The sequence below is a fragment of the Microbacterium sp. Leaf320 genome (assembly GCF_001423485.1).
Classification (GTDB): Bacteria; Actinomycetota; Actinomycetes; order Actinomycetales; family Microbacteriaceae; genus Microbacterium.
In genome coordinates, this window is sequence record NZ_LMOD01000001.1 from 187,495 (window position 1) to 208,331 (window position 20,837).

Consider the following 20,837-nt stretch of genomic DNA (forward strand, 5'->3'; position numbering starts at 1 on the left):
GCCCGGAATTGCCCGTCGTCGATAGGTTGGACGGATGACGCAGCACTCGAAGCGGGGATCCTCGGAGGCATCCGGGGAGTCACGGGGGTTCGCCGCCCTGGGAGCCCCGCCGGCCGCATGGTCGGCACCGGGACCGCGCGCCCCGCGTGGACCGGTCGGGAAGGATCCCTGGGCGCGGTTCGGCTGGCTGATGGCCGTGATCTGGCTGGTCTTCCTCGTCTACCCGGTGCTGGCGCTGCTGCGCTCCGAGGCGCCGCCCGCGTGGATCGTCGTGGGCTGGATCGCGTTGATCGCCTTCGTGGTGCTGTACGTCACCGGCTTCATGCACGGGATGCGCGGCGGGGGTGGGTTGGGGCGACCGCCGTCTGCGCGGCAGTGGGTCACGTTCGCGCTCCTCATCGTCTGCGCGCTGATCTCCGTGCCCGCAGAAGGCGGCTCCGCGCTCAGCTTCCTTCCGTTCATCATGTCGTTCGCCTCCTACGGGCTGACGCGTGTGTGGCACTGGATCACGACGGTCGCCGCCCTGGCGGTCGCAGCGCTGTGCGTCTTCCTGCTCCCCGGAGGCCTCAGCTATCTGTCGGTGCTGGCGATCATCGGACTGCTGGGCGTCGTCAACACGGTGTCGACCTGGCTCATCATCCGCTCGGGAGAGGCCGAGCAGCTCGGACTCGAGTTGGCGACGAGTGCGGGGCGCGAAGCCGTCGCACGCGACGTGCACGACCTGATCGGCCACTCGCTGACGGTCGTCGGTCTCAAGGCGCAGCTCGTGCGCCGCCTCATGGACTCCGACCCGGAGCGCGCGAAGGCGGAGCTCGCCGACATCGAGCGGCTGACAGCGGAGGCGATCGCCGGGGTGAGGTCATCGGTGTCCGGTGCGCGGGCGACGACGCTCGTCGAGCAGCTCGCATCGTCTCGGGACTCGCTCCGCGCGGCCGACATCGAACTGCGGGTTCATGGCGAGGCCGATGCCCTCTCACCGGTGCAGGCGATCACCGCGAGTTGGATCCTGCGTGAGGCGACGACCAATGCGCTGCGTCATTCGCAGGCCCGCACGGTGGGAGTGCTGTTGGCGCCCGGGCGGCTGGTGGTCGACGACGACGGGATCGGCATGCCTGAAGGCGCAGGTGAAGGCGCGGGCAACGGCATCCGTGGCATGCGCGAGCGTGCGGCGGCAGCAGGAGCCGGCTTCGTGATCGCCGGAGCGCGTGACGCCAAACGCTCGGGGACCAGAGTGGAGGTGACCTGGTGACGACCGCGAGCGAGGGCGCAGGCATTCGTCTGCTCATCGCCGACGATCAGGCGCTGGTGCGCGGCGCACTGGGGGCACTGCTCGACCTCGAGCCCGATCTCACCGTGATCGGCATGGCATCAGACGGTGCAGAGGCGCTGCGGCTCGCGGAGGAGCTACGGCCGGATGTGTGTCTGATGGACATCCAGATGCCGGGCATGGACGGCGTGGAGGCGACGCGTCGGGTCCGCGAGGCGAGCCCGACGACGAAGATCCTCATCGTGACCACTTTCGCTCGCCCCGGATATCTGCGGTCGGCCTTGGATGCCGGAGCCAGCGGGTTCATCGTGAAGGACACCCCTGCCGAGCAGCTGGCGGAGGCGGTGCGTCGGGTGCATCGAGGCGTGCGCGTGCTCGATCCGGCGCTCGCCGCAGACAGCCTGTTCGACGGTGCGAACCCACTGAGCGAGCGGGAGCGCCAGGTGCTCCGTCTCGCTGCGGACGGCCGATCGGCCGCTGCCGTCGCGGCCGAGGTGTTCCTGTCTGCGGGAACCGTGCGAAATCACCTCTCCGCGGCGATCGGGAAGACGGGCGCGGCGAACCGCGCGCAGGCCGTGCGGATCGCGCTCGACAAGGGCTGGATCTGACGCTCATCCCTCCGCAGCGGATGCGGCACGCGCGTGCTGTGCCGCTGCCTGCTTCTGCCGGGCGAGCCAGGTGTGGTCGGCGATCGCAGCTCGGAGTTCGGTGGTGTAGTCCCTTCCGTCTTCGGGATATCGACGGAGGTTCCGCAGATGGAAGGGTGATTCTTCCCGATGGGGTCCGGTGCTGTCGATGCGCCGGGCGAGCTCGGTGAGGGTGTCGCGGCCCGCTTCGCGGTACTGGCGGCGCTCGGCGTCATCCAGGCGGATCAGGCACGAGTCGTCGAGCATCGAGCTGATCGAGTATCGGGAGTCGAGGTACAGGTCGCCCTGCTGTTCGACCAGGAACCACGAGCCGGGTTCATGGTCGACGTAGCGCATCGCCTCTCGCGCCGCGGCGATGCGAGCGGCGTCGCCCCATCGCTCGACGGGAGGGATCGCTTCGTGGGGTCGTCGCAGTGCGGCATCCAGAGGGTGATGGCCGAACGTCGGTGAGGAGTCGCGATACAGGGTGAGACATGCGACCCGGCCGCACGCGGTGCAGGTGACCTGGCTCTCCACTCGCTCCAACAGGTCGGAGGCGTGCAGGGGGCGGAGATCGGCGAGGGGCACCGGCCCGTCCCTGCTCGTGAGCACTCCTGCCTCGAGGCCGTCGCTGAGACGGTGGATCGTGCCGTCCAGATCGAAAAGACCGTCCTCGGTGCGTGCGATCAGCTCGCGGCACACCGGGCAGCCGTCGTGGGCCGGACGGCACGTGTCCTTCGGGTCTTCCACGGTGAACGCCACGCGCTGGAGGTCGCCGGCTCGCCGGCCTCCGTACTTCACGAACTCCGGGCGCAGATACGCGGCATCGAGCACGAAGTAGCGGTCGCCCTCTGCGAACCTCCACGGGACGTCGAAGCTAGCTCTGAAGTCGGCGAACGTCGCGCTGTTGCCGATCCCGGGGATCCACTCGGCCACGTCGAGTCCCCGCGGGGCGAACGACGTGGGTGTGAGGTGCAGGATCACGGCGATGACCACGTCGTCATGCAGCACGATCTCCCCACCGGATCCGAATCGCAGGTGCTGCGAGAGCACGACCGGCTCCCCGATCCGATACGCGGCGGTCTCTGCAGGTGCGGTGCCGAACGCGGCGATCAGATCTCTCACGGCGAGGTCGCCCTGCGGCTTGCCGAGTGCCTCGATGATCAGCTGCATCCGGTCATGCTCTCGTCGTCGCGTCACCGGACCAGTATCCGTCACCGATGAGCACGCGCGCGGCCAGTCATCGGGGTTCGGAATCCGCCACCGCTCTGGCGGGTGTCGGAAGCCCCGCGTAGCCTGAGGGCCGATGGGCGCCGACGCCCACAGCGAGGAGCGCATGATGACTTGGAAGATCGAGCTCATCTTCGTGCCGGTGACCGACGTCGACCGCTCGAAGGAGTTCTACACGAAGATCGGATTCAACCCCGACCACGACCAGGTTCCGTACGAGGGTCTGCGCTTCGTGCAGATGACTCCGCCGGGGTCCGCCTGCTCGATCGCCTTCGGCACGGGACTCGAGATTCCTCTCGAGCCGGGGCAGCAGAAGACGATCCAGGTGGTGGTGCCGAACGCCGATGAGGCGAAGGCACAGCTCGAAGCCGTGGGCGTGACGACCAAGGGCGTCGAAGACCTGGGCTGGGGGCGCTTCGTCTGGTTCGACGACCCCGACGGCAATACCTGGACTCTTCAGGAACTTCCCGACTACAGCGCGCAGGCCTGACGCAGCGGGAGGCCTGAGGCAACGGCAGGCCGAGGTCAGCGTGCGGAGATCGTGCGCAGGGCCTCTGGCGCGCCCTCCGGAAAGAGCACGCGGACGCCGGACTCGATGTCCGCGAGGGGCACCCAGCGCACAGGACTGCCCTCATCGAGGATGCGGAGCTCTGCGTCGAGAGGCACGGCATCGAGCGCTGCGGACGACACCGCGAAGACGTGGGCGATCTCATGCCCGGGTGCGCCCTCGTACGTGAAGATGTTCTCGAAGACGCCGAGCGGCTCGGCGCCCTCGAGCTCGGCGCCGAGCTCTTCCATGAACTCTCGCCGGAGCGCCTCCACCGCCGTCTCACCGAACTCGATCCCCCCGCCGATCGCACGGAGGAAGTCGAGTCGGCGTGAGCGGTCGTGTCCTTCGAGGGCGAGCAGATGCCCGTCCTTCACGGGGAGGCCGACGGCGATGTTGCGGATGGCAGGCATCCCGGAAGGCTAACGCAGCAGCACAGGCATGAGGCTCATGGCAGTCGGAACGCCCCGCCGGAGACCACGATGCCGCCGGTCGGCGGGATCGTCACGGTGAGCAGACTCGGGCGACGCACGTGCGCGCCCTGGTGAATGCGGACGGTCTGCTCTGCATGGTCGAGATCCCGCAGGTATGCGCCCACGGATGCCGCCGCTGACCCCGTCGCCGGGTCTTCGGTGATGCGACCGACCGGGAACAGGTTGCGCGCATCGAAGTCCGCAGGGCCGATCGCGTGCAGCATCGTCACGGTGCCGAGCCACCCCTGCTCGCGCATGAGCGCGGCGACATCGGCGGGGAAGAAGCGGAACTGATCGAACAGCTCTCGGTCACGGAGAATGATGACCGGATGCCAGTTGCCGGCGAACGCCTCCTTCGGAGGGAAGCGTTCGTCGAGGTCCGCGACCTCGATGCTCAACAGTCTCAAGAGCCTCTCGAGCACCGACGCGTCGAGATCGCGCACCTGGGGCTCGACGCTCGTGAACGACACGGTGATCCGACCGTCCGCGTCGGCGACCGACCGCAGCGTGACGGCGCCGGCATCGGTGTCGAAGACCACGTCTTCGACACCGTCGCGCTCGGCGAGGGCGACGGCGGTGGCGACCGTCGCATGACCGCAGAACGGCACTTCGGCAGCAGGTGACCAATAGCGCACCCGATAACGCGTAACCGGTGCATCCGCGGCCCGGCCGACGACGAACGCGGTCTCGGAGTATCCGACGTCGGCGGCGATGCGCTGCATCCGCTCTTCGGACATCCCGCCGGCGTCGAGCACGACCCCTGCGGGGTTCCCCCCAGTGGGGGTCGCAGCGAACGCGCTGTAGCGCAGGACGTCGAGGTCATCGGTCATGACGAGGAGCCTAGCGATCCCGCAGGGTCACGAGTTCACGCGGATGATCTCCTGCTGGTACGGCGCGATGACGTCGCCCGAGATGCGGAGGTCGAGCAGGAGGAATCGTCGAGTCGTGGCATCCTCGAGTGCCCAGGTGCCGAGCCGGTCGAGATCCGCGAGGGTCTGCACGACGACCCCCTCGGCACCGACAGCTGCGCCGAACGCGGCGAAGTCGACCTCGGGGATCCGCATCGGCCCCTCCGCGAGTCCCTTGAGGCCGTACAGGTTGACCTCGGCGCCGTAGGCCGCGTCGTTCCAGATCACCGCGATGCCGCGGCCCTGGGCGGCACGGACGGCTGACTCGAGGTCGGCGATCGCCATCAGGCCGCCGCCGTCGCCCGACGTCAGCACGACGGTCGACTCGCGGCGGGCGAGAGCCGCGCCGACGACACTCGGCCAGCCCTGTCCGATCGACTGGAAGGCGGTGCCGACCATCATCATGCGGTCGGGGGCCTCGACCGGCCAGTACATGTTCGCCCAGCCGATGAAGTGTCCGCCGTCGGAGACGACGACACGGTCGCTCGGCAGCAGCTCGGCGATGCGGCGTGCGGCCGACCGGGGGTCCAGGCGCCCGTCTGCGGCGAGGTCGTCGCCCTCGTCGTACGTGCGTGCCGCGGCGACGTCGACGGACTCACGCCACGGCGTCCCGAGCACAGCTTCGGAAGCCCTGTGCGACGCGCCGTCCGTGAGTCCCGGCGTCTCGGCACGGCGTGCCTCAGGTCCGAAGCTGTGCTCGGCAGAGTCGATCTCGGGAGCGGTGCCGGAGACGAGGGAGCCGACGCGCGTGACGAGCTCCTCGGCTGCGAGGCGGGCGTCCGCACGGACGAAGCCGCCGACATGAGGGTGCGTGGCAGCCGGGGCGATGTCGATCTGGAAGACACGGGTGCCGGGCGCGAAGAGCTCGCCGAAGCGCATCGTGAACTGGTTGAGGGATGCGCCGAACACGACGGCGACGTCAGCGCTGCGCACGAGCTCCATGGCGCCGTCGGCACCGAACCCGCCGGTGACGCCGAGGTCGTACTGCGACTCGGGGAACAGGCCGCGACCGAGTGCCGACGATGCGGTGAGGGCACCGGTCAGGCTGGCGAGTTCGCCCAGCGCGTCACCCGCGCTGGCCAGCCAGGCGCCACGACCGGCGAGCAGGAACGGGCGGGATGCTCCGGCCAGGGACGCGGCGATCTCACCCAGCGTGCCCTCGGCGAATTCGCCGCGAGGGGCGAGCGGCGCGGGGAGTCGGGGCGCCGGCGCCTCGGGCACAGCGCCGGCCTCGAGCGCGGCCACGTCGTAGGGGATGGCCAGGACGACCGGCACGCGGTAGGTCAGCGCGTGCTCGATCGCGATCACGGTGGTCGCGGCGGCATCCGCGCGACCGACCGTATAGGTGCGGGCGCCGACGGCCGATGCGAGCGCGATCTGATCGACATCCCACGGGCGAGGGCCGGACGTCGGCTCATCGCCCACCACGAGAACGAGCGGCACATGGGCCTGCACGGCCTCGGCGAGAGCCGTCAGCGTGTTCGTGAAGCCCGCGCCGTAGGTCGAAGTCCCGGCGGCGATGCGTCCGGAGGCCCGGAAGTGCGCGTCGGCCGCGACGACAGCGCCCTGTTCGTGGCGGACGGCCGTGAAGACCGCATCCGTCTGCGTCTCGATCGCGTCGAGGAAGTAGGCGTTGCCGTTGCCCATCACGCCGAAGACGGCGTCGATGTGCTGGGCGAGGGTGTGGGCGACGTGCGCGGAGACGGTGGGCATGGGGAAGCCTTTCGAGACAGGGACGGAGACGTGCGATTCCGTATGTGTCTCGCCCCCGCGTCGTCGTGGGGTGCTTCGTGCCTCTTTTTCAGGCACCGGCGGCAGAGAGCGCCGGACGTCTCGATCCTACAGCCGCGATCACTGACGCGGCCCCGTCTCGCGGGCGTAACACCGCCGAAACGGTGACAGGCAAACATGCGGTCATGGAGTCGCTGTTCAATGGGTACACCTCGCGTCGATCACCGCAGCGGGCGGGAGCGGCCCCGTGGGATGAGATGTTCCCCGCGGATGCCGCTCCGGGAGGCGAGGGAGTTCGCGTTCCCTACAAGGACATGTATCCGGCGCTCGCGGGCATGGACGACGCCGAGCTGCGCGCCCGCACGGATGCGCTCGCGAGCTCCTACCTCGCGCAGGGCGTGACATTCGACTTCGCAGGCGAAGAACGCCCATTCCCTCTCGACGTGGTGCCTCGAGTGATCGCCGCGGACGACTGGACGCTGGTCGAATCCGGGGTGAAGCAGCGCGTCCGGGCGCTCGAGGCCTTTCTGGCCGACGCCTACGGGCCGCAGCTCGCGGTGCAGGACGGAGTGATCCCCGCGCCGTTGATCAGCTCGTCATCGCACTTCCATCGTCAGGCGGCGGGAATCGTGGGGGCGAACGGCGTCCGCATCCACGTCGCGGGCATCGACGTCATCCGCGATGAGGCGGGAGCCTGGCGGGTGCTCGAAGACAATGTGCGCGTGCCCAGCGGCGTCAGCTACGTGCTCGCCAACCGGCGGGTGATGGCGCAGACGCTCCCCGAGCTGTTCACGAGTCTGCGCGTGCGTCCGGTCGTCGACTATCCCGGCCACCTGCTGCAGGCTCTGCGCGCGGCAGCGCCCGCGGGCGTCGACGATCCGACGGTGGTGGTGCTGACCCCCGGCGTGCACAACTCGGCGTACTACGAGCACACGCTGCTGGCCCGCATGATGGGCATCGAACTGGTCGAGGGACGCGACCTGTTCTGCTCGGGCGGTCGCGTGTGGATGCACACCACGGCCGGTCCCACCCGCGTCGACGTGATCTACCGACGAGTCGATGACGAGTTCCTCGACCCGCAGCAGTTCCGACCGGATTCCGTGCTCGGGGCGCCGGGGCTGATGCTCGCCGCCCGGCTCGGCAATGTCACACTCGCGAACGCCATCGGCAACGGGGTCGCCGACGACAAGCTCGTCTACACGTACGTGCCCGACCTGATCCGCTACTACCTGGGGGAGGAGCCGGTGCTCCCGAACGTCGACACCTGGCGGCTCGAGGAACCGGATGCCCTCGAGGAGGTGCTCGATCGGCTCGACGAACTCGTCGTGAAGCCGGTCGACGGCTCGGGCGGCAAAGGGCTCGTCGTCGGACCGGACGCATCCCGCGAGACGCTCGATGAGCTCCGCAAGACGCTGCTCGCGGATCCGCGAGGGTGGATCGCGCAGCCCGTCGTGCAGCTGTCGACCATCCCCACTCTCGTCGAGGACGGGTTCCGTCCGCGGCACGTCGACCTGCGCCCGTTCGCCGTCAACGACGGACAGGACATCTGGGTGCTCCCCGGCGGACTCACGAGGGTGGCGCTGCCCGAGGGGCAGCTGGTCGTGAACTCCAGTCAGGGCGGAGGATCGAAGGACACCTGGGTGCTGGACCCGTCTCTGTTCACCGGACCGACGACGACCGTGACGGGAGAGCCCGATCCCGCCGCCGATGAGGTCTCTCTCGCCACGGGGGCGATCGCGATCGTGTCACCGCATCGGGAGGAGTCGCATCAGCCGTTCCTCTCCTCGCCGCAGGACGAGGACCTCGAGCTGCGTCACCACCAGCAACAGCAGCAACAGCAGCAACAGGGGGGTGCGACGTGCTGAGTCGGATCGCTGAGGCGCTTTTCTGGATCGGACGATACGTCGAGCGGGCGGACGGCACCGCACGGATCCTCGACGTGCACCTGCAGCTGCTGCTCGAGGACCCGTGGGTCGAGGAGGACACCGCCTGCCGTGCGCTGCTCTCGGTCATGGGCACGACCGCCGATGACGACGCGGTGCTGAGCCGCGACGACGTGGTGCGGCTGCTCGCGCTGGATCGGGATCATTCCGCCTCGATCGCCCACTCGATCGCCTCCGCGAGGGAGAACGCGCGCCGTGCGCGCGAGATCATCTCGACGGATCTCTGGGAGACGCTCAACGAGTCGAACGCGCGGATGCCGCGACGGATCGCCTCGGACAAGACGCACCCGTTCTTCCGGTGGGTGCGCGATCGGTCGGCGCTCGCCTTCGGGGTCGTGGACTCGTCGACGAGCAGGGACGAGGCCTGGCACTTCTTCGTCCTCGGCCGCTCGATCGAGCGCGCCGACATGACGGCTCGTCTGCTGGCGACGCGGTCGCTCACAGAGGCCGGTGGACCCAGCTGGACGACACTGCTGCGCAGCTGCGGCGCATACGAGGCCCACCTGCGCAGTCATCGGGCCGTGCCGACCGGGGCCTCCGCGGTGGAGTTCCTGCTCGTCGATCGGCTGTTCCCGCGGTCGGTGCTCTCCAGCATCCTCCAGGCCGAGGACTGCCTGCGCGGGATCGATCCGGCAGGCGCCTTCGGAACTCCGGATCGCGCTCACAGGGTGCTGGGTCGCATGCGATCCGAGTTGGAGTACCGACCGATCGGCGACACCGTGCATCGTCTGTCCGAGAGCATGGAGGAGGTCCAGGTGGGGATGTCGATGGCGAGTGATGCGATCAGAGAGCGGTACTTCCCGTCGATCGCTATGCCCGTGTGGATCGGAGAGGCACTGTGAGCCGGCTTCGGATCGTGCACCGCACGGGATTCCGCTACGAGCAGCCGGCGACCGCGTCATACAACGAGGCGCGGATGCTGCCGCACTCGCGTGACGGGCAGTTCGTGCTGCAGGCGACTCTCGACATCTCGCCGACGGCGACGCAGCACTCGTACGCGGACTACTGGGACACGCGGGTCTCGACCTTCGAAGTGCTCACCCCGCATCAGGAGCTCTCGGTCACGGCGACCAGCGTGGTCGACGTCAGACCGCTGCCCCAGACGGGGGTCGGCATCGACTGGGATGAGCTCGCGGCTCGTATCCCGCTGTCGCTCGCTCTCGCCGAGTGCGTGACGCAGACGCCGGCGACCGCCCCGGACGAGGAGATGCACGAGCTCGCGCTGCGGATCGAGGCCGAGGGTGGCGGGGTCGATGAGACGGCCTTCGAGATCTGCAAGACCGTGGGGGAGGCGATGGAGTATCGCAGCGGCGTGACCGGCGTGGGCTCGACGGCGCGCGACGCCTGGCCCACGCGTTCCGGCGTCTGCCAGGACATCGCCCACGTGGCGCTCGGCGTGCTGCGCGCGGCGGGGATCCCGGCGCGCTACGTCTCGGGGTACCTGCACCCCGACCCGACAGCTGCGATCGGTCAGCCGGTGACGGGGGAGTCGCACGCCTGGGTGGAGTGGTACTCCGGCGAGTGGCGGGGATACGACCCCACCAACCTCGTGGAGGTCGGCGAATCGCACGTCTACGTCGGGCACGGACGCGACTACACCGACGTGCCGCCGCTGCGTGGTGTGTACGCCGGCCCGAGCGTCTCGGCGCTGTTCGTGTCCGTCGAGGTCACCCGTCTCGGATGAGGGGCGGGCGTGGCCTGGAGGAGGGCGTCGGTGGGGAAGAATGAGACGATGACGGATGCTTCGATCGAGCGCGAGACGCTCACCTGGGACGGCTTCGGATCGGCGACGCGAGACCTCGCGCGCAGGATCCTCGACAGCGGCTTCATGCCCGAGGTCGTCGTGGCGATCGCCCGAGGCGGTCTGCTGCCGGCCGGCGCGATCGCCTATGGCCTCGGCGCGAAGAACTGCGGAGCGATCAACGTCGAGTTCTACACCGGCATCGGGACGGTGCTCGATGCGCCCGAGGTTCTGCCGCCCGAGCTCGACATGGCCTACCTCGACGGCCGGCGCGTGCTTCTGGTCGATGACGTCGCCGACTCGGGGCGTACCCTCGCGCTGGCCGTGCAGCTGCTGAAGGACAAGGGCGCCGATGTGCGCTCGGTCACGATCTACACGAAGCCGTCGACGATCATCCAGCCCGACTACGCCTGGAAGGACACGGATCTCTGGATCAACTTCCCGTGGTCGTACCAGGGCACCGTCCGCGAAGAGGACCTCGGTCTCGCGCCGAGCGCCTGAGCTCAGCCTCGCAGCAGCGCGCGCAGCGTCTGGATCGTGTCGGCACCGGACGGCGTCTTGTCGGGTCGATAGCCCTTGACTCTGGCGAAACGCAGGGCGATGCCACCGGGGTAGCGAGGCGATCGCTGCACGCCGTCGACGGCGATCTCGACCACGAACTCTGGCCGCAGGAACACCGTGCTCTGGGTGCGCCGTGTCTCGAGTGGCGGAAAGTTCTCGGTCTGCCAGCGCAGCAGTTCGTCGGTGAGTCCCTTGAAGGTCTTGCCGACCATCACGAATCCGCCCGGCTCGCCGAACTCTCCGTCGGGATCGAGCGCACCGAGGTGGAGGTTCGACAGCCACCCCTGGCGGCGCCCCGAACCCCACTCGGCGGCGAGCACGACGAGGTCGTACGTCAGCACGGGTTTGACCTTCACCCAGGACTTGCCGCGGCGGCCGGCCGAATAGGGAGCGTCGATGCCCTTGACGAGTACTCCCTCGTGTCCGGCTGCCAGAGCGTCACGCGACAGCTGCTCGGCGGCTGCGGGATCGTCGGTCACGATGCCGGGCATGCGCCACTCGCCCACGACCCTCTCCAGCTCGGTCAGTCGGGTCGAGAGCGGTTCGTCGAGCAGATCGCGGCCGTCGACGTGCAGCACGTCGAAGAACCAGGGCCGCAGCACGAGGTCGCGCGAGACGTCGGCTCCGAACCGCGACATGGTCTCCTGGAACGGGCGAGGGCCGCCGTCCTCGTCGAGCGACAGCGTCTCGCCGTCGAGTATCAGGTCGTGAGCGGGGAGGGTCCGCACGATCTCGACGATCTCGGGCACGCGGTGCGTGATGTCGGCGAGGCTGCGGGTGTAGACGCTCACGTCGTCGCCGTGGCGGTGCACCTGGATGCGCGCTCCGTCGAGCTTGTACTCGACCGAGGCGCGGCCCGTGATCTCGAGCGCGGCGGTGGGCGTGGGTGCGGTCGAGGCGAGCATGGGAAGGACCGGGCGCCCGACCTGCAGGCCGACGGCCTCGAGAGCATCGGCGCTTCCGTGGAGGGCGAGCACGGCGGTCTCGCCCAGGTCGCCGGACAGCATCGCGGCACGGCGCACGCTGGCGACCGGACGATCGGAGGCGCGTGCTATCGCGTCGAGCAGGACACCGCCGAGTGCACCGGTGCGCAGCTCCCCGAGCATCGCGCGCGACAGGAAGTCCCATTCGCCGGTGGTGGCGCGGCTGGCGAGGACGGAGAGGAGGCCGCTCCGTGCGGACGCAGATCCTGAGCCCGACGCATGGGTCAGGGTCTCGAACGCGTCGTCGACATCGCTGATCGACAGCGACGGTGCATCGGCGTGCTGCACGTCGAGAGCTGAGATCCCTCGCCAGCCCACGCCGAGGCGCCCCTGACGAGGCGACGCGAGAAGCAGTCCGACCAGGGCGGGGACGTCCTCCGCGTCAGCGCGCGCGAGCAGCTGCGACAGCGCATCGATCTTGGCGAGCCGCGATGAGGTCGCGGTGACGGTGTCTGCGGTGGTGACGAGCTCCGAGAGCAACATGCATGCAGTCTCGCATCGGCATCCGACATCGACGACGGCCTTGCTTTCGCCTGTCGAGCCGCAGTATGAACGTCGGCTCAGCGCCCGCGGAACTCCGGTTTCCGCTTCTCCTGGAACGCCGCGAAGCCCTCGCGGTAGTCATCGGTGTCGCAGAGGGCTGCCTGCGCGGCGTTCTCGATCTCGATCGAGTCCCAGAGAGCGAGGCGCTCGTCGCGAATCCGGGCGACCAGCTGCTTGCTCGCGAGGAATGCCGCGGTGGCACCTCGTGCGGCGATCACCGCGGCATCCGTCGTCGTCCGCAGCACCTCGTCGTCGGGGAGGACGCGCGAGAACAGCCCCGATGTCACAGCTTCGGTGCCGCTCATCAGCCGACCCGTGTAGATGAGGTCGAGGGTCTTGTGCGCCCCGAGCCGCTCGACGAAGAGCGCATGGCCTCCGGAATCGAGGGTGGCTCCGAGTGCGGCGAACGGCGAGCCGACCTTCGCCGACTCCGCGACGTAGACGACGTCGGTGGCGATCAGGAGTCCGAGTCCGACGCCCAGGCAGGCGCCGTGTGCAACCGCGAAGGTCGGCGCGGGGAAGCGCGACATCCTCTGCAGCAGCGGCGTGACGAGGCCATCGAGGTAGCCCGAGACGTCATCGTCGCGCGGGTCGACCGCAGAGATGTCACGACCGGCGCAGAATGCCCGGCCCTCGCCGCGCAGCACGAGCGCACGAACTCCTGCGGCATCGGCCTCGTCGTAGGCGCGTCCGAGATCCCGCAGTGCCTGCTCGTCGAGCGAGTTCAGCTTCGCCGGCGCGTTCAGGACGACCGTCGCCACGTCGTCCTCGATGGTGAGATCGATCATCGGATGCTCCTCAGACGTCGTAGTCGACCACGACGCGGTCGCTCGTCGGGTGGGACTGGCAGGTCAGCACGTAGCCGCGGTCGAGTTCGTCGGGCTCGAGGGCGTAGTTCTCGGTCATCGTCACGCTGCCCTCGATGACTCGTGCGCGACACGTGCCGCAGACGCCGCCCGCACACGCGAACGGGGCGTCGGGGCGCACCCGCAGCGCCGCGTTCAACACGGACTCGTGAGCGCCGACCGGACTCTCCACGGTCGAGGAGACGCCGTCGAGGTTGACCTCGATGCGGATCGTCTTCTCGCCCGCCCTCACCTCGACCGGTCGGGCCGTGCGCACCGGCTCATCGCCTGTCGTGAAGAGCTCGAACCGGATGTGCTCCCGCGGCACACCCACGTCGGCGAGCACCTCTCGGCACAGATCGACGAGCGAGAGCGGCCCGCAGAGGAACCATTCGTCGACGTGGGTCGGGTCGATCAGCATCCGCAGGATCGTCCGCAGCTTCTCCTCGTCGATCCGCCCCGACAGCACGGGTGCCGTGCGCTGCTCGCGCGAGAGCACATGGTGCAGCGTCAGGCGAGTCGGGTATCGGTCCTTCAGATCGGCGAGGTCCTCGAGGAACATCACATCGAGTGTCGAGCGGTTCGTGTACAGCAGCGTGAAGCGCGAGGTCTCAGAGCGCGTCAGCACGGTGTGCGCGAGAGCCATGAGCGGTGTGATGCCCGAGCCCGCGGCGATACCGACGACGTGGCGCTGATCGAGGTCGTCCAGGCCCGAGGTGAACGTGCCCTGCGGGCTCATCACGTCGATCTCGAAGCCCGGGTGCAATCCCGTCTGCGCCCACGTGGAGAACAGGCCGCCCTCGTCGCGCTTCACGGCGACGCTCAGCCGAGTCGGCATCCCGGCCGCGATCTGCTCGTCCGTGCGGTGCTCGGGGGCCCGACACAGAGAGTACGACCGGCGCACCTCGGTGCCCTCGAGAGTCGTGCGCAGCGCCACGTACTGGCCGGGCAGGTGGTCGTAGTCGTCGGCCAGGTCGGCGGGGACGGTGAAGGTCACCTCGACCGAGTCCTCGGTGAGCGGCCGCACCTCTTCGACGGCCAGCCTATGGAAGCGTGCGCGCCTCTTCGTCGTCGACGCGGCTCGGTGTGCGGGGGCCGCCGGAGCGATGCCGGGGGAGGCGAACAGTGACATCAATGCACCTTGAAGTGGTCGAAGGGTTCGAGGCAGGCGCGGCATTCGAACAGCGCCTTGCACGAGGTGGATCCGAAGCGAGACACCTCGCGGGTGTCCAGCGATCCGCACCGGGGGCAGCGCACGCTGATCGCGAGACGGATCGGTCCGGATGAGATCGCAGAGCGTCCGGTCGGAGGGGCGATGCCGTACTGCGACAGCTTCTGCTTGCCCGCATCCGACATCCAGTCCGTCGTCCACGCGGGGGAGAGCACGAGTCGCACTTCGACCTTCTCGTAGCCGGCCACGGTCAGGGCCAGGATGACGTCGTCGCGGATCGTGTCCATCGCCGGGCATCCGCTGTAGGTCGGCGTGATGTCGACCGTGACTGTGTCGCCGTCGACCGCGACGGCACGGAGCACGCCGAGGTCTTCGATCGTGAGCACCGGCACCTCGGGGTCGGCGACGGCTGCGGCGATCCGCCAGGCCGTCGCGTGGTCCGTCTCGAAGAGGACACGGCGTTTCGTCTCGCTCCGCTCGCTCAACGACCGGTGGTCCTCTGCGGTCACCACGATGCTCCCGGATGCCGTCTTGCGAGCACCTGCATCTCGGCGAGCAGATGACCGAGCGGTGACGCGTGCGCCCCTCGTCTGCCGCCGGCGGAGGAGGCAGAGACGGGGGGTGTCTCGAGCTCCGCCTCGGCGAAAACGGTGTCGACGACCGCGTCGAAACCGGGGCGCAGCGTCGACGGCCGCGCAGCGGCATCGCCGAGTCGGTCGATCAGGGGCTCATCGCGGAAGAGCTCCTCGACGTAGGGCCAGACATCGCCCAGTGCGCGGATGATCCGCCGCCTCGATTCGTCGGTGCCGCCCGCGAGGCGAAGCACCCACTGCACCGCGTGGTCACGGTGGTAATCGACCTCTTTGCGCGACTTCTCGGCGATCGCCGCGAAGGTCGGATCGGTGCTCGCGCGCAGGGAGGAGTAGAGCTCGAACATGTAGGTCGACACGACGAACTGACGCGCGATCGTCTGAGCGAAGTCGCCGTTGGGCTGTTCGACGATCCAGGCGCTGCGGAACTCCGGCTCGTCGCGGAAGTACGCGAGGTCGTCTTCGGAGCGCCCGTCGTACGACCCCGCGAAGTGCAGGAACGAGCGGGCATGACCGAGCAGATCGAGGGCGATGTTGCCGAGCGCGACGTCCTCTTCGAGCTCCGGCGCGCGGGCGATCCACTCGCCGAGCTGCTGAGAGAGGATCAGGGCGTCGTCGCCGAGCCAGAGCGCGTATTCGGCGATGTCGGCGGATGCCGCGGCGGAGCCGGATCCGGTGAGCTCCTCGCTCAGCCGCAGAGCGTCGACCGACACGTCGCCGTGCGCATCGCCGTGAATGTCCGCCTGGATGTCGTTCACAGGTGCGGCACCCCTTCGGAGGCCGTGTAGTACACGGCATGCCGGTAGTTCTTGCCGGCGGGGCTCTCGAAGTAGGCGCCCTTGGCGTCGGGGTCGCTGGTGGTGATCGCGTCGGCGGGAACGGCCCAGATCGACACGCCCTCGCCTCGGCGCGTGTAGAGGTCGCGGGCGTTGCGGATCGCCATGTCGGCATCCGGGGCGTGCAGCGAGCCGACGTGCACGTGACTCAGTCCACGGTTCGCCCGCACGAAGACCTCCCAGAGGGGCCAGGGTTCGCGTTCATCGGCTCCCGGCGTCGCCATCACGCCACTCCCATGCCGGTCGTTGAGCGAGCCGCAGGCGAGCCGAAACGCTGCTTGCGGGCGTACTCGGCCGCGGCCTCGCGCACCCATGCGCCCGCCTCGTGCGCCGTGCGGCGGCGCTCGAGACGTTCGGCGTTGCACGGGCCGTTGCCGCGCAGCACCTCGAAGAACTCGTCCCAATCGATCTCGCCGATCGCGTACTGGCCGGTCTCGTCGTCGAAGCGCAGATCGGGATCGGGAAGGGTCACGCCGAGGATCTCGGCCTGCGGCACGAGCATGCCGACGAAACGCTGGCGCAACTCGTCGTTGGTGAAGCGCTTGATCTTCCACTTCATCGACTGGGCGGAGTTGGGGGACTGGTCATCCGGCGGCCCGAACATCGCCAGGCTCGGCCAGTACCAGCGGTTCACGGCGTCCTGCGCCATCTGCTTCTGCTCGTCGGTGCCCTGCATCAGCGAGAGCAGGATCTCGAAGCCCTGGCGCTGGTGGAAGGACTCCTCTTTGCAGACGCGCACCATCGCGCGTCCGTAGGGGCCGTACGACGCGCGGCACAGCGGAACCTGGTTGCAGATCGCGGCGCCGTCGACGAGCCATCCGATCGCGCCCATGTCGGCCCAGGTGGGGGTCGGGTAGTTGAAGATCGACGAGTACTTGGCCTTGCCGCTGATGAGCTGGTCCATCATCTCGTCGCGCGTGATCCCGAGGGTCTGCGCTGCGGAGTAGAGATAGAGCCCGTGACCGGCCTCGTCCTGCACCTTCGCCATCAGGATCGCCTTGCGCTTGAGGCTCGGGGCCCGGGTGATCCAGTTGCCCTCCGGCTGCATGCCGATGATCTCCGAGTGCGCGTGCTGCGAGATCTGACGGATCAGCGTCTTGCGGTATGCGTCGGGCATCCAGTCTCGCGGCTCGATGCGCTGCTCGTTCGCGATGAGCTCGTCGAACAGGCGCTCATCGTCGGAGAGCTCGTCTTCGACGAGGGAGAGATCTGCGGGGCTGGTCATCATCGACTCCTCGGTATCCGATCGGCTTTACTGACCGGTCGTTAGGTAATTCTGACATGGAGGTCGTCGGCGCGCAAGGCGGCGTGATCAGCGGGAGCGTGAGACGAGGTCGAGAAGAGCTCTGCCGTAGGCCTCAGAAGGATCCGGATGCTCGAATCTCAGCGCCTCGCCGGCGATCTCCACCTCGACGACGAACGCATCGGAGACGCGGGTCAGGGCGCGGAAGGTGCCCCGCAGCAGCTCGCGCAGCTGGTCCTCGCGCGGAAGCCAGACCGCATCGGCGAGGGTGACGGCATCGAGTGCCCACTCGGTCGTGCCGTTGAACGCCAGATCCGTGCCGCTGGGCGTCTGACGAGCTTCGATCGTCATCTCGCTCACGGTGAAGACGTCGGCCTCAGCCTCGAGCTCGACATCGTTCGGGAGGTCGAGCTGGAAGCGATCGCCCTCGGCTGGATGCCACACGAGACCGGCGTCGCGCAGGGATACAGCCAGTTCTCGGGTGATCATCGTTCCACGCTAGACGACGTGATCGGGTGACGGGCCGTTCCGTCTGTGGATGGACGGCCCCTGACGTCGGCGGCCTGGGGACCCGACGTCGGTAGCATGAGGCACAGTGGAGACATGACTTCTCCCGCCGCTGTCGACACCCGCACCGCTGCGCTCTCGGCGCTCCGCGAGCTGGTGGCTCGTCCTGACGCCGACTTCCACGACGGGCAGTACGAGGCGATCGAAGCGCTGGTCGAGGGGCGTCGCCGCGCGCTCGTGGTGCAGCGCACGGGGTGGGGCAAGTCGGCGGTCTACTTCGTCGCGACGCTGCTGCTGCGACGGCAGGGTGCCGGGCCCACCGTTCTGGTGTCGCCTCTTCTCGCGCTGATGCGCGACCAGATCGCTGCGGCCGAACGGGCCGGCGTGCGGGCGGTCGCGATCAACTCGACCAACGCGCACGAGTGGTCGGAGGTCATGGAGCAGCTCGACCGCGACGAGGTCGACGTGCTGCTCGTGTCTCCCGAGCGGCTCAACAATCCGGCGTTCCGCGAGCAGCAGCTGCCGGCGCTCGTGCGACGGATCGGAATGCTGGTGGTCGACGAGGCGCACTGCATCAGCGACTGGGGGCACGACTTCCGCCCCGACTATCGGCGGCTGCGCGATCTGATCGAGCAGATGCCGCCTCAGGTTCCGGTGCTCGCCACCACGGCGACGGCGAACAGCAGAGTGGTCGCAGACGTCGCCGAGCAGCTCGGCACCGGTGGCGCGGAATCCGCAGGCGACCGACCTGAGGTGCTGACGATCCGAGGCCCGCTCGCCCGCACCTCGCTGCGGTTGGGGGTGCTGCGCCTGCGCGATTCGGCGAGCCGGCTGGCGTGGTTGCTGAGCCACATCGACGACCTCCCCGGCTCCGGCATCATCTACACGCTCACCGTCGCCGCCGCGGTCGACACCGCGCGGCTGCTGCGCGATCACGGCCACGAGGTGCGTGCGTACACGGGGCAGACCGACACGGACGAGCGCACCGAGTCCGAGGGGATGCTGAAGCGCAACGAGGTCAAGGCGCTCGTCGCCACGAGCGCGCTCGGCATGGGGTTCGACAAACCCGACCTCGGATTCGTCCTGCACCTCGGAGCGCCGTCCTCACCGGTCGCGTACTACCAGCAGGTCGGTCGTGCCGGTCGTGCGAGTGAGAGTGCCGATGTGCTCCTGCTGCCCGGTGTCGAAGACCGCGACATCTGGCACTACTTCGCGACGGCCTCGATGCCCGACCGCGAGCGTGCCGAGCGCGTGATCGGGGCGCTCGGCGACCAGCCGATCTCGACTCCTGCGCTGGAGGCGATGGTCGACATCCGGCGCACCCCCCTCGAACTTCTGCTCAAGGTGCTCGACGTCGACGGTGCGGTGCGCCGGGTGCAGGGCGGTTGGATCGCGACCGGTCAGCCGTGGACGTACGACGCCGAGCGCTATGAGCGCATCGCAGCCGAGCGCCGAGCCGAGCAGCAGCACATGATCGACTACGAGCAGACCGACGGCTGCCGGATGGAGTTCCTGCAGCGCTCTCTCGACGACGACACCGCTGCACCATGTGGCAGGTGCGACAACTGCGCGGGCATCTGGTTCCCGAGCGAGATCGGCGAGGCAGCGACCACGCAGGCTGCGGAGTCGCTCGATCGGGTCGGCGTCCCGGTCGAACCGCGACGCGCCTGGCCGACGGGAGCCGACAAGCTCGACGTCCCGGTCAAGGGGCGCATCCCTGCGGGGGATCAAGCAGGGGAGGGGCGCGCTCTCGCACGATTGACCGACCTCGGCTGGGGCGGCACTCTGCGGGAGCTCTTCGCGGCAGGAGCACCCGACGCCGCGGTGACTCCGCAGGTGCTCGGCGGTTGTGTGCGGGTCCTCGCCGGCTGGGGGTGGGCAGAACGCCCGGTCGCGGTGGTAGCCATGCCGTCGCGTTCGCATCCGCTCCTCGTCGACTCTCTCGCCCGCGGGATCTCGGAGATCGGGCGGCTTCCGTACCTCGGTGCGGTCGACCTGGTGAACGGGGGGCCCACGGGGCAGCCCGGCGGCAACAGCGTCTTCCGTCTCGCCGGTCTGTGGGACAGGTTCAGCGCGCACGGCCTCGACATCCCCGAGGGTCCTGTGCTCCTCGTCGACGACATGGCCGACAGTCGGTGGACTCTGACGGTCGCCGCGCGCACACTGCGTCAGGCCGGTGCCACTGAGGTGCTTCCGTTCGTGCTCGCGCTCCGCGGCTGACGCCCGCGTCAGGAGCATCGATCAGCGCTTCGTCGATGCGTCCCGTTCTCTCGACCGCATCCTCTGAACAGCTGCGGCAAGCAGCGGTACGTCGGACCTCGCAGTCGTCATGACGATGGCATGCGTGGTGTCGAAGTAGCGGTGCGCGAGGTAGTCGCGCATTCCAGCGATCTCCGCCCACGGGATACCGGGCTCGGCCGCGGTCGCGGCTTCGCTGAGGCCCTTGACCACCTCGCCGATCTCGATGAGCCGTGCACGAATGGCATCGAAGACGATCTCGTCATCGGTGTCGATTCGGCGCTCGTAGCGAGAGACCGCCTCGCAGGCGGCCGCGATGTCCTGAAGCCTCTCGGACGTGTGCCGGTTCACAACGTGACGGCTTCACGTTCGACCGCTTCTGCCACCGCGGGTTTGAGGCCGTCGGAGGGGACAAGGTCGACCGGTCGGCCGAGAACCTTCTCGGCCTCGCGCCGCATCCGCAGCAGATCGAACACGCCGACGGTCGGCGCGACATCGACGGCCAGATCGATGTCACTTGACGCACTCTCGTCGCCGCGAGCGACGCTGCCGAAGAGGCGGATGCGCTGCGCCCCGAGCGGCAGGAGTGCGCGCCGGAGTTCACCGGACAGAGCGATCACTCGGTCGCGCGCGCTCTGCTCCTCCGGAGTGCGCGGGGCGACCTCGACGATCAGCCCGGCGGCCGAGATCAGCCGGTCGACCGCGTCGAAAGACGGCTCGCGCCTGCCGGTCTCATATTCGCTGACGACGCTCTGCGTCACGCCGGCCAGTCGAGCCAGAGCGGACTGCGTGAGTCCGCTCTGGCGGCGGGCGTAGCGGATCAACTCGGCGGCGCGACTCATGCAGCGATTGAT

General features: G+C 68.9%; 22 protein-coding genes. 8 read left to right on the forward strand and 14 right to left on the reverse strand.

The genetic code is table 11. The features are described 5' to 3' along the window. Positions 1-34: 34 nt before the first annotated feature. Together ASF63_RS00875 and ASF63_RS00880 are read left to right on the forward strand one after the other, a co-directional pair. A complete protein-coding gene (locus ASF63_RS00875) occupies positions 35-1,249 on the forward strand; it encodes a histidine kinase (RefSeq protein ID WP_056508519.1) in 1,215 nt (404 codons plus the stop codon). Beyond that, on the forward strand, positions 1,246-1,875 hold the full coding sequence (locus ASF63_RS00880; protein WP_056308987.1) for a response regulator transcription factor: 630 nt from the start codon (positions 1,246-1,248) through the stop codon (positions 1,873-1,875). The genes ASF63_RS00875 and ASF63_RS00880 overlap by 4 nt, the downstream gene beginning before the upstream one ends. A gap of 3 nt (positions 1,876-1,878) precedes the next feature. Here the strand turns inward: ASF63_RS00880 and ASF63_RS00885 are convergent, their stop codons facing one another. After that, a complete protein-coding gene (locus ASF63_RS00885; protein WP_157534204.1) occupies positions 1,879-3,093 on the reverse strand; it encodes a hypothetical protein in 1,215 nt (404 codons plus the stop codon). Positions 3,094-3,232: 139 nt separating this feature from the next. Here ASF63_RS00885 and ASF63_RS00890 point away from each other — a divergent pair, with 139 nt between their 5' ends. Next, positions 3,233-3,613 (forward strand): VOC family protein, encoded by a 381-nt coding sequence (locus ASF63_RS00890; RefSeq protein WP_056311863.1) that lies wholly within the window; start codon positions 3,233-3,235, stop codon positions 3,611-3,613. Between the two features lie 35 nt (positions 3,614-3,648). On the opposite strand, the gene ASF63_RS00895 is transcribed toward ASF63_RS00890, so the two are convergent. From ASF63_RS00895 to ASF63_RS00905, 3 genes are read right to left on the reverse strand one after another with little or no spacing between them, the layout of a single operon-like run. Then, the gene (locus tag ASF63_RS00895) at positions 3,649-4,083 is read right to left on the reverse strand and encodes an NUDIX hydrolase (RefSeq protein ID WP_056508522.1); all 435 of its coding nucleotides are present in this window, start codon (positions 4,081-4,083) and stop codon (positions 3,649-3,651) included. A gap of 35 nt (positions 4,084-4,118) precedes the next feature. Beyond that, on the reverse strand, positions 4,119-4,973 hold the full coding sequence (locus ASF63_RS00900) for a PhzF family phenazine biosynthesis protein (RefSeq protein ID WP_056508524.1): 855 nt from the start codon (positions 4,971-4,973) through the stop codon (positions 4,119-4,121). Positions 4,974-5,000: 27 nt separating this feature from the next. Then, positions 5,001-6,764, reverse strand: a complete 1,764-nt coding sequence (locus ASF63_RS00905) for a thiamine pyrophosphate-binding protein (protein ID WP_056508527.1) — start codon at positions 6,762-6,764, stop codon at positions 5,001-5,003. A 203-nt stretch (positions 6,765-6,967) separates the two neighbouring features. Here ASF63_RS00905 and ASF63_RS00910 point away from each other — a divergent pair, with 203 nt between their 5' ends. Genes ASF63_RS00910 through ASF63_RS00925 form a run of 4 tightly spaced genes read left to right on the forward strand, consistent with a single transcriptional unit; the run spans position 6,968 to position 10,967 of the window. After that, entirely contained in the window at positions 6,968-8,647 is a 1,680-nt protein-coding gene (locus ASF63_RS00910) for a circularly permuted type 2 ATP-grasp protein (protein ID WP_056508530.1), read from the forward strand. Continuing rightward, positions 8,641-9,567, forward strand: a complete 927-nt coding sequence (locus tag ASF63_RS00915) for an alpha-E domain-containing protein (RefSeq protein WP_056508532.1) — start codon at positions 8,641-8,643, stop codon at positions 9,565-9,567. Before ASF63_RS00910 ends, ASF63_RS00915 begins: the two co-directional genes overlap by 7 nt. After that, positions 9,564-10,409: a transglutaminase family protein gene (locus tag ASF63_RS00920; RefSeq protein ID WP_056508534.1), complete on the forward strand. Its 846-nt coding sequence runs from the start codon at positions 9,564-9,566 to the stop codon at positions 10,407-10,409. The genes ASF63_RS00915 and ASF63_RS00920 overlap by 4 nt, the downstream gene beginning before the upstream one ends. 48 nt (positions 10,410-10,457) lie before the next feature. After that, positions 10,458-10,967: a phosphoribosyltransferase gene (locus ASF63_RS00925; protein ID WP_056510084.1), complete on the forward strand. Its 510-nt coding sequence runs from the start codon at positions 10,458-10,460 to the stop codon at positions 10,965-10,967. Between the two features lie 2 nt (positions 10,968-10,969). On the opposite strand, the gene ASF63_RS00930 is transcribed toward ASF63_RS00925, so the two are convergent. From ASF63_RS00930 to ASF63_RS00965, 8 genes are all read right to left on the reverse strand, one after another. Beyond that, complete coding sequence (locus ASF63_RS00930) at positions 10,970-12,493, reverse strand: ATP-dependent DNA ligase (protein ID WP_056508536.1); 1,524 nt, start codon at positions 12,491-12,493, stop codon at positions 10,970-10,972. 77 nt (positions 12,494-12,570) lie between these two features. Then, the gene (locus ASF63_RS00935) at positions 12,571-13,341 is read right to left on the reverse strand and encodes an enoyl-CoA hydratase/isomerase family protein (protein ID WP_056508538.1); all 771 of its coding nucleotides are present in this window, start codon (positions 13,339-13,341) and stop codon (positions 12,571-12,573) included. Between the two features lie 10 nt (positions 13,342-13,351). Beyond that, positions 13,352-14,530 (reverse strand): 1,2-phenylacetyl-CoA epoxidase subunit PaaE, encoded by a 1,179-nt coding sequence (gene paaE / locus ASF63_RS00940; protein ID WP_056508540.1) that lies wholly within the window; start codon positions 14,528-14,530, stop codon positions 13,352-13,354. After that, a complete protein-coding gene (gene paaD, locus ASF63_RS00945; protein ID WP_056510085.1) occupies positions 14,530-15,054 on the reverse strand; it encodes a 1,2-phenylacetyl-CoA epoxidase subunit PaaD in 525 nt (174 codons plus the stop codon). Before paaD ends, paaE begins: the two co-directional genes overlap by 1 nt. A 20-nt stretch (positions 15,055-15,074) precedes the next feature. Further along, positions 15,075-15,917 carry a 1,2-phenylacetyl-CoA epoxidase subunit PaaC gene (gene paaC, locus ASF63_RS00950; RefSeq protein ID WP_056508542.1) on the reverse strand — a complete coding sequence of 281 codons (843 nt, stop codon included), beginning with the start codon at positions 15,915-15,917 and terminating at the stop codon, positions 15,075-15,077. Further along, complete coding sequence (gene paaB, locus ASF63_RS00955; RefSeq protein WP_056308954.1) at positions 15,914-16,219, reverse strand: 1,2-phenylacetyl-CoA epoxidase subunit PaaB; 306 nt, start codon at positions 16,217-16,219, stop codon at positions 15,914-15,916. Before paaB ends, paaC begins: the two co-directional genes overlap by 4 nt. After that, entirely contained in the window at positions 16,219-17,220 is a 1,002-nt protein-coding gene (gene paaA, locus ASF63_RS00960; protein WP_056508544.1) for a 1,2-phenylacetyl-CoA epoxidase subunit PaaA, read from the reverse strand. The genes paaB and paaA overlap by 1 nt, the downstream gene beginning before the upstream one ends. An 87-nt stretch (positions 17,221-17,307) precedes the next feature. Further along, positions 17,308-17,727 carry a hypothetical protein gene (locus tag ASF63_RS00965; protein ID WP_056508547.1) on the reverse strand — a complete coding sequence of 140 codons (420 nt, stop codon included), beginning with the start codon at positions 17,725-17,727 and terminating at the stop codon, positions 17,308-17,310. A gap of 114 nt (positions 17,728-17,841) precedes the next feature. Between ASF63_RS00965 and ASF63_RS00970 the strand changes: the two genes are divergently transcribed. Beyond that, positions 17,842-19,965 (forward strand): RecQ family ATP-dependent DNA helicase, encoded by a 2,124-nt coding sequence (locus ASF63_RS00970; RefSeq protein WP_056508549.1) that lies wholly within the window; start codon positions 17,842-17,844, stop codon positions 19,963-19,965. A gap of 21 nt (positions 19,966-19,986) precedes the next feature. On the opposite strand, the gene ASF63_RS00975 is transcribed toward ASF63_RS00970, so the two are convergent. Together ASF63_RS00975 and ASF63_RS00980 are read right to left on the reverse strand one after the other, a co-directional pair. Further along, complete coding sequence (locus ASF63_RS00975) at positions 19,987-20,334, reverse strand: DUF86 domain-containing protein (RefSeq protein ID WP_056508552.1); 348 nt, start codon at positions 20,332-20,334, stop codon at positions 19,987-19,989. Beyond that, positions 20,331-20,825 carry a helix-turn-helix domain-containing protein gene (locus ASF63_RS00980; RefSeq protein ID WP_056508554.1) on the reverse strand — a complete coding sequence of 165 codons (495 nt, stop codon included), beginning with the start codon at positions 20,823-20,825 and terminating at the stop codon, positions 20,331-20,333. Before ASF63_RS00980 ends, ASF63_RS00975 begins: the two co-directional genes overlap by 4 nt. Between the last annotated feature and the right edge of the window lie 12 nt (positions 20,826-20,837).

What these genes read in the sequence shown, in the direction of transcription:
- ASF63_RS00900 (WP_056508524.1), bottom strand. Translation starts at nt 4,973, where the DNA reads ATGACCGATGACCTCGACGTCCTGCGCTACAGCGCGTTCGCTGCGACC.
- ASF63_RS00925 (WP_056510084.1), top strand. Translation starts at nt 10,458, where the DNA reads ATGACGGATGCTTCGATCGAGCGCGAGACGCTCACCTGGGACGGCTTC.
- ASF63_RS00980 (WP_056508554.1), bottom strand. Translation starts at nt 20,825, where the DNA reads ATGAGTCGCGCCGCCGAGTTGATCCGCTACGCCCGCCGCCAGAGCGGA.
- ASF63_RS00965 (WP_056508547.1), bottom strand. Translation starts at nt 17,727, where the DNA reads ATGATCACCCGAGAACTGGCTGTATCCCTGCGCGACGCCGGTCTCGTG.
- ASF63_RS00890 (WP_056311863.1), top strand. Translation starts at nt 3,233, where the DNA reads ATGACTTGGAAGATCGAGCTCATCTTCGTGCCGGTGACCGACGTCGAC.
- ASF63_RS00895 (WP_056508522.1), bottom strand. Translation starts at nt 4,083, where the DNA reads ATGCCTGCCATCCGCAACATCGCCGTCGGCCTCCCCGTGAAGGACGGG.
- paaA (WP_056508544.1), bottom strand. Translation starts at nt 17,220, where the DNA reads ATGACCAGCCCCGCAGATCTCTCCCTCGTCGAAGACGAGCTCTCCGAC.
- ASF63_RS00935 (WP_056508538.1), bottom strand. Translation starts at nt 13,341, where the DNA reads ATGATCGATCTCACCATCGAGGACGACGTGGCGACGGTCGTCCTGAAC.
- ASF63_RS00875 (WP_056508519.1), top strand. Translation starts at nt 35, where the DNA reads ATGACGCAGCACTCGAAGCGGGGATCCTCGGAGGCATCCGGGGAGTCA.
- ASF63_RS00930 (WP_056508536.1), bottom strand. Translation starts at nt 12,493, where the DNA reads ATGTTGCTCTCGGAGCTCGTCACCACCGCAGACACCGTCACCGCGACC.
- paaB (WP_056308954.1), bottom strand. Translation starts at nt 16,219, where the DNA reads ATGGCGACGCCGGGAGCCGATGAACGCGAACCCTGGCCCCTCTGGGAG.
- paaE (WP_056508540.1), bottom strand. Translation starts at nt 14,530, where the DNA reads ATGTCACTGTTCGCCTCCCCCGGCATCGCTCCGGCGGCCCCCGCACAC.
- ASF63_RS00970 (WP_056508549.1), top strand. Translation starts at nt 17,842, where the DNA reads ATGACTTCTCCCGCCGCTGTCGACACCCGCACCGCTGCGCTCTCGGCG.
- ASF63_RS00905 (WP_056508527.1), bottom strand. Translation starts at nt 6,764, where the DNA reads ATGCCCACCGTCTCCGCGCACGTCGCCCACACCCTCGCCCAGCACATC.
- ASF63_RS00910 (WP_056508530.1), top strand. Translation starts at nt 6,968, where the DNA reads ATGGAGTCGCTGTTCAATGGGTACACCTCGCGTCGATCACCGCAGCGG.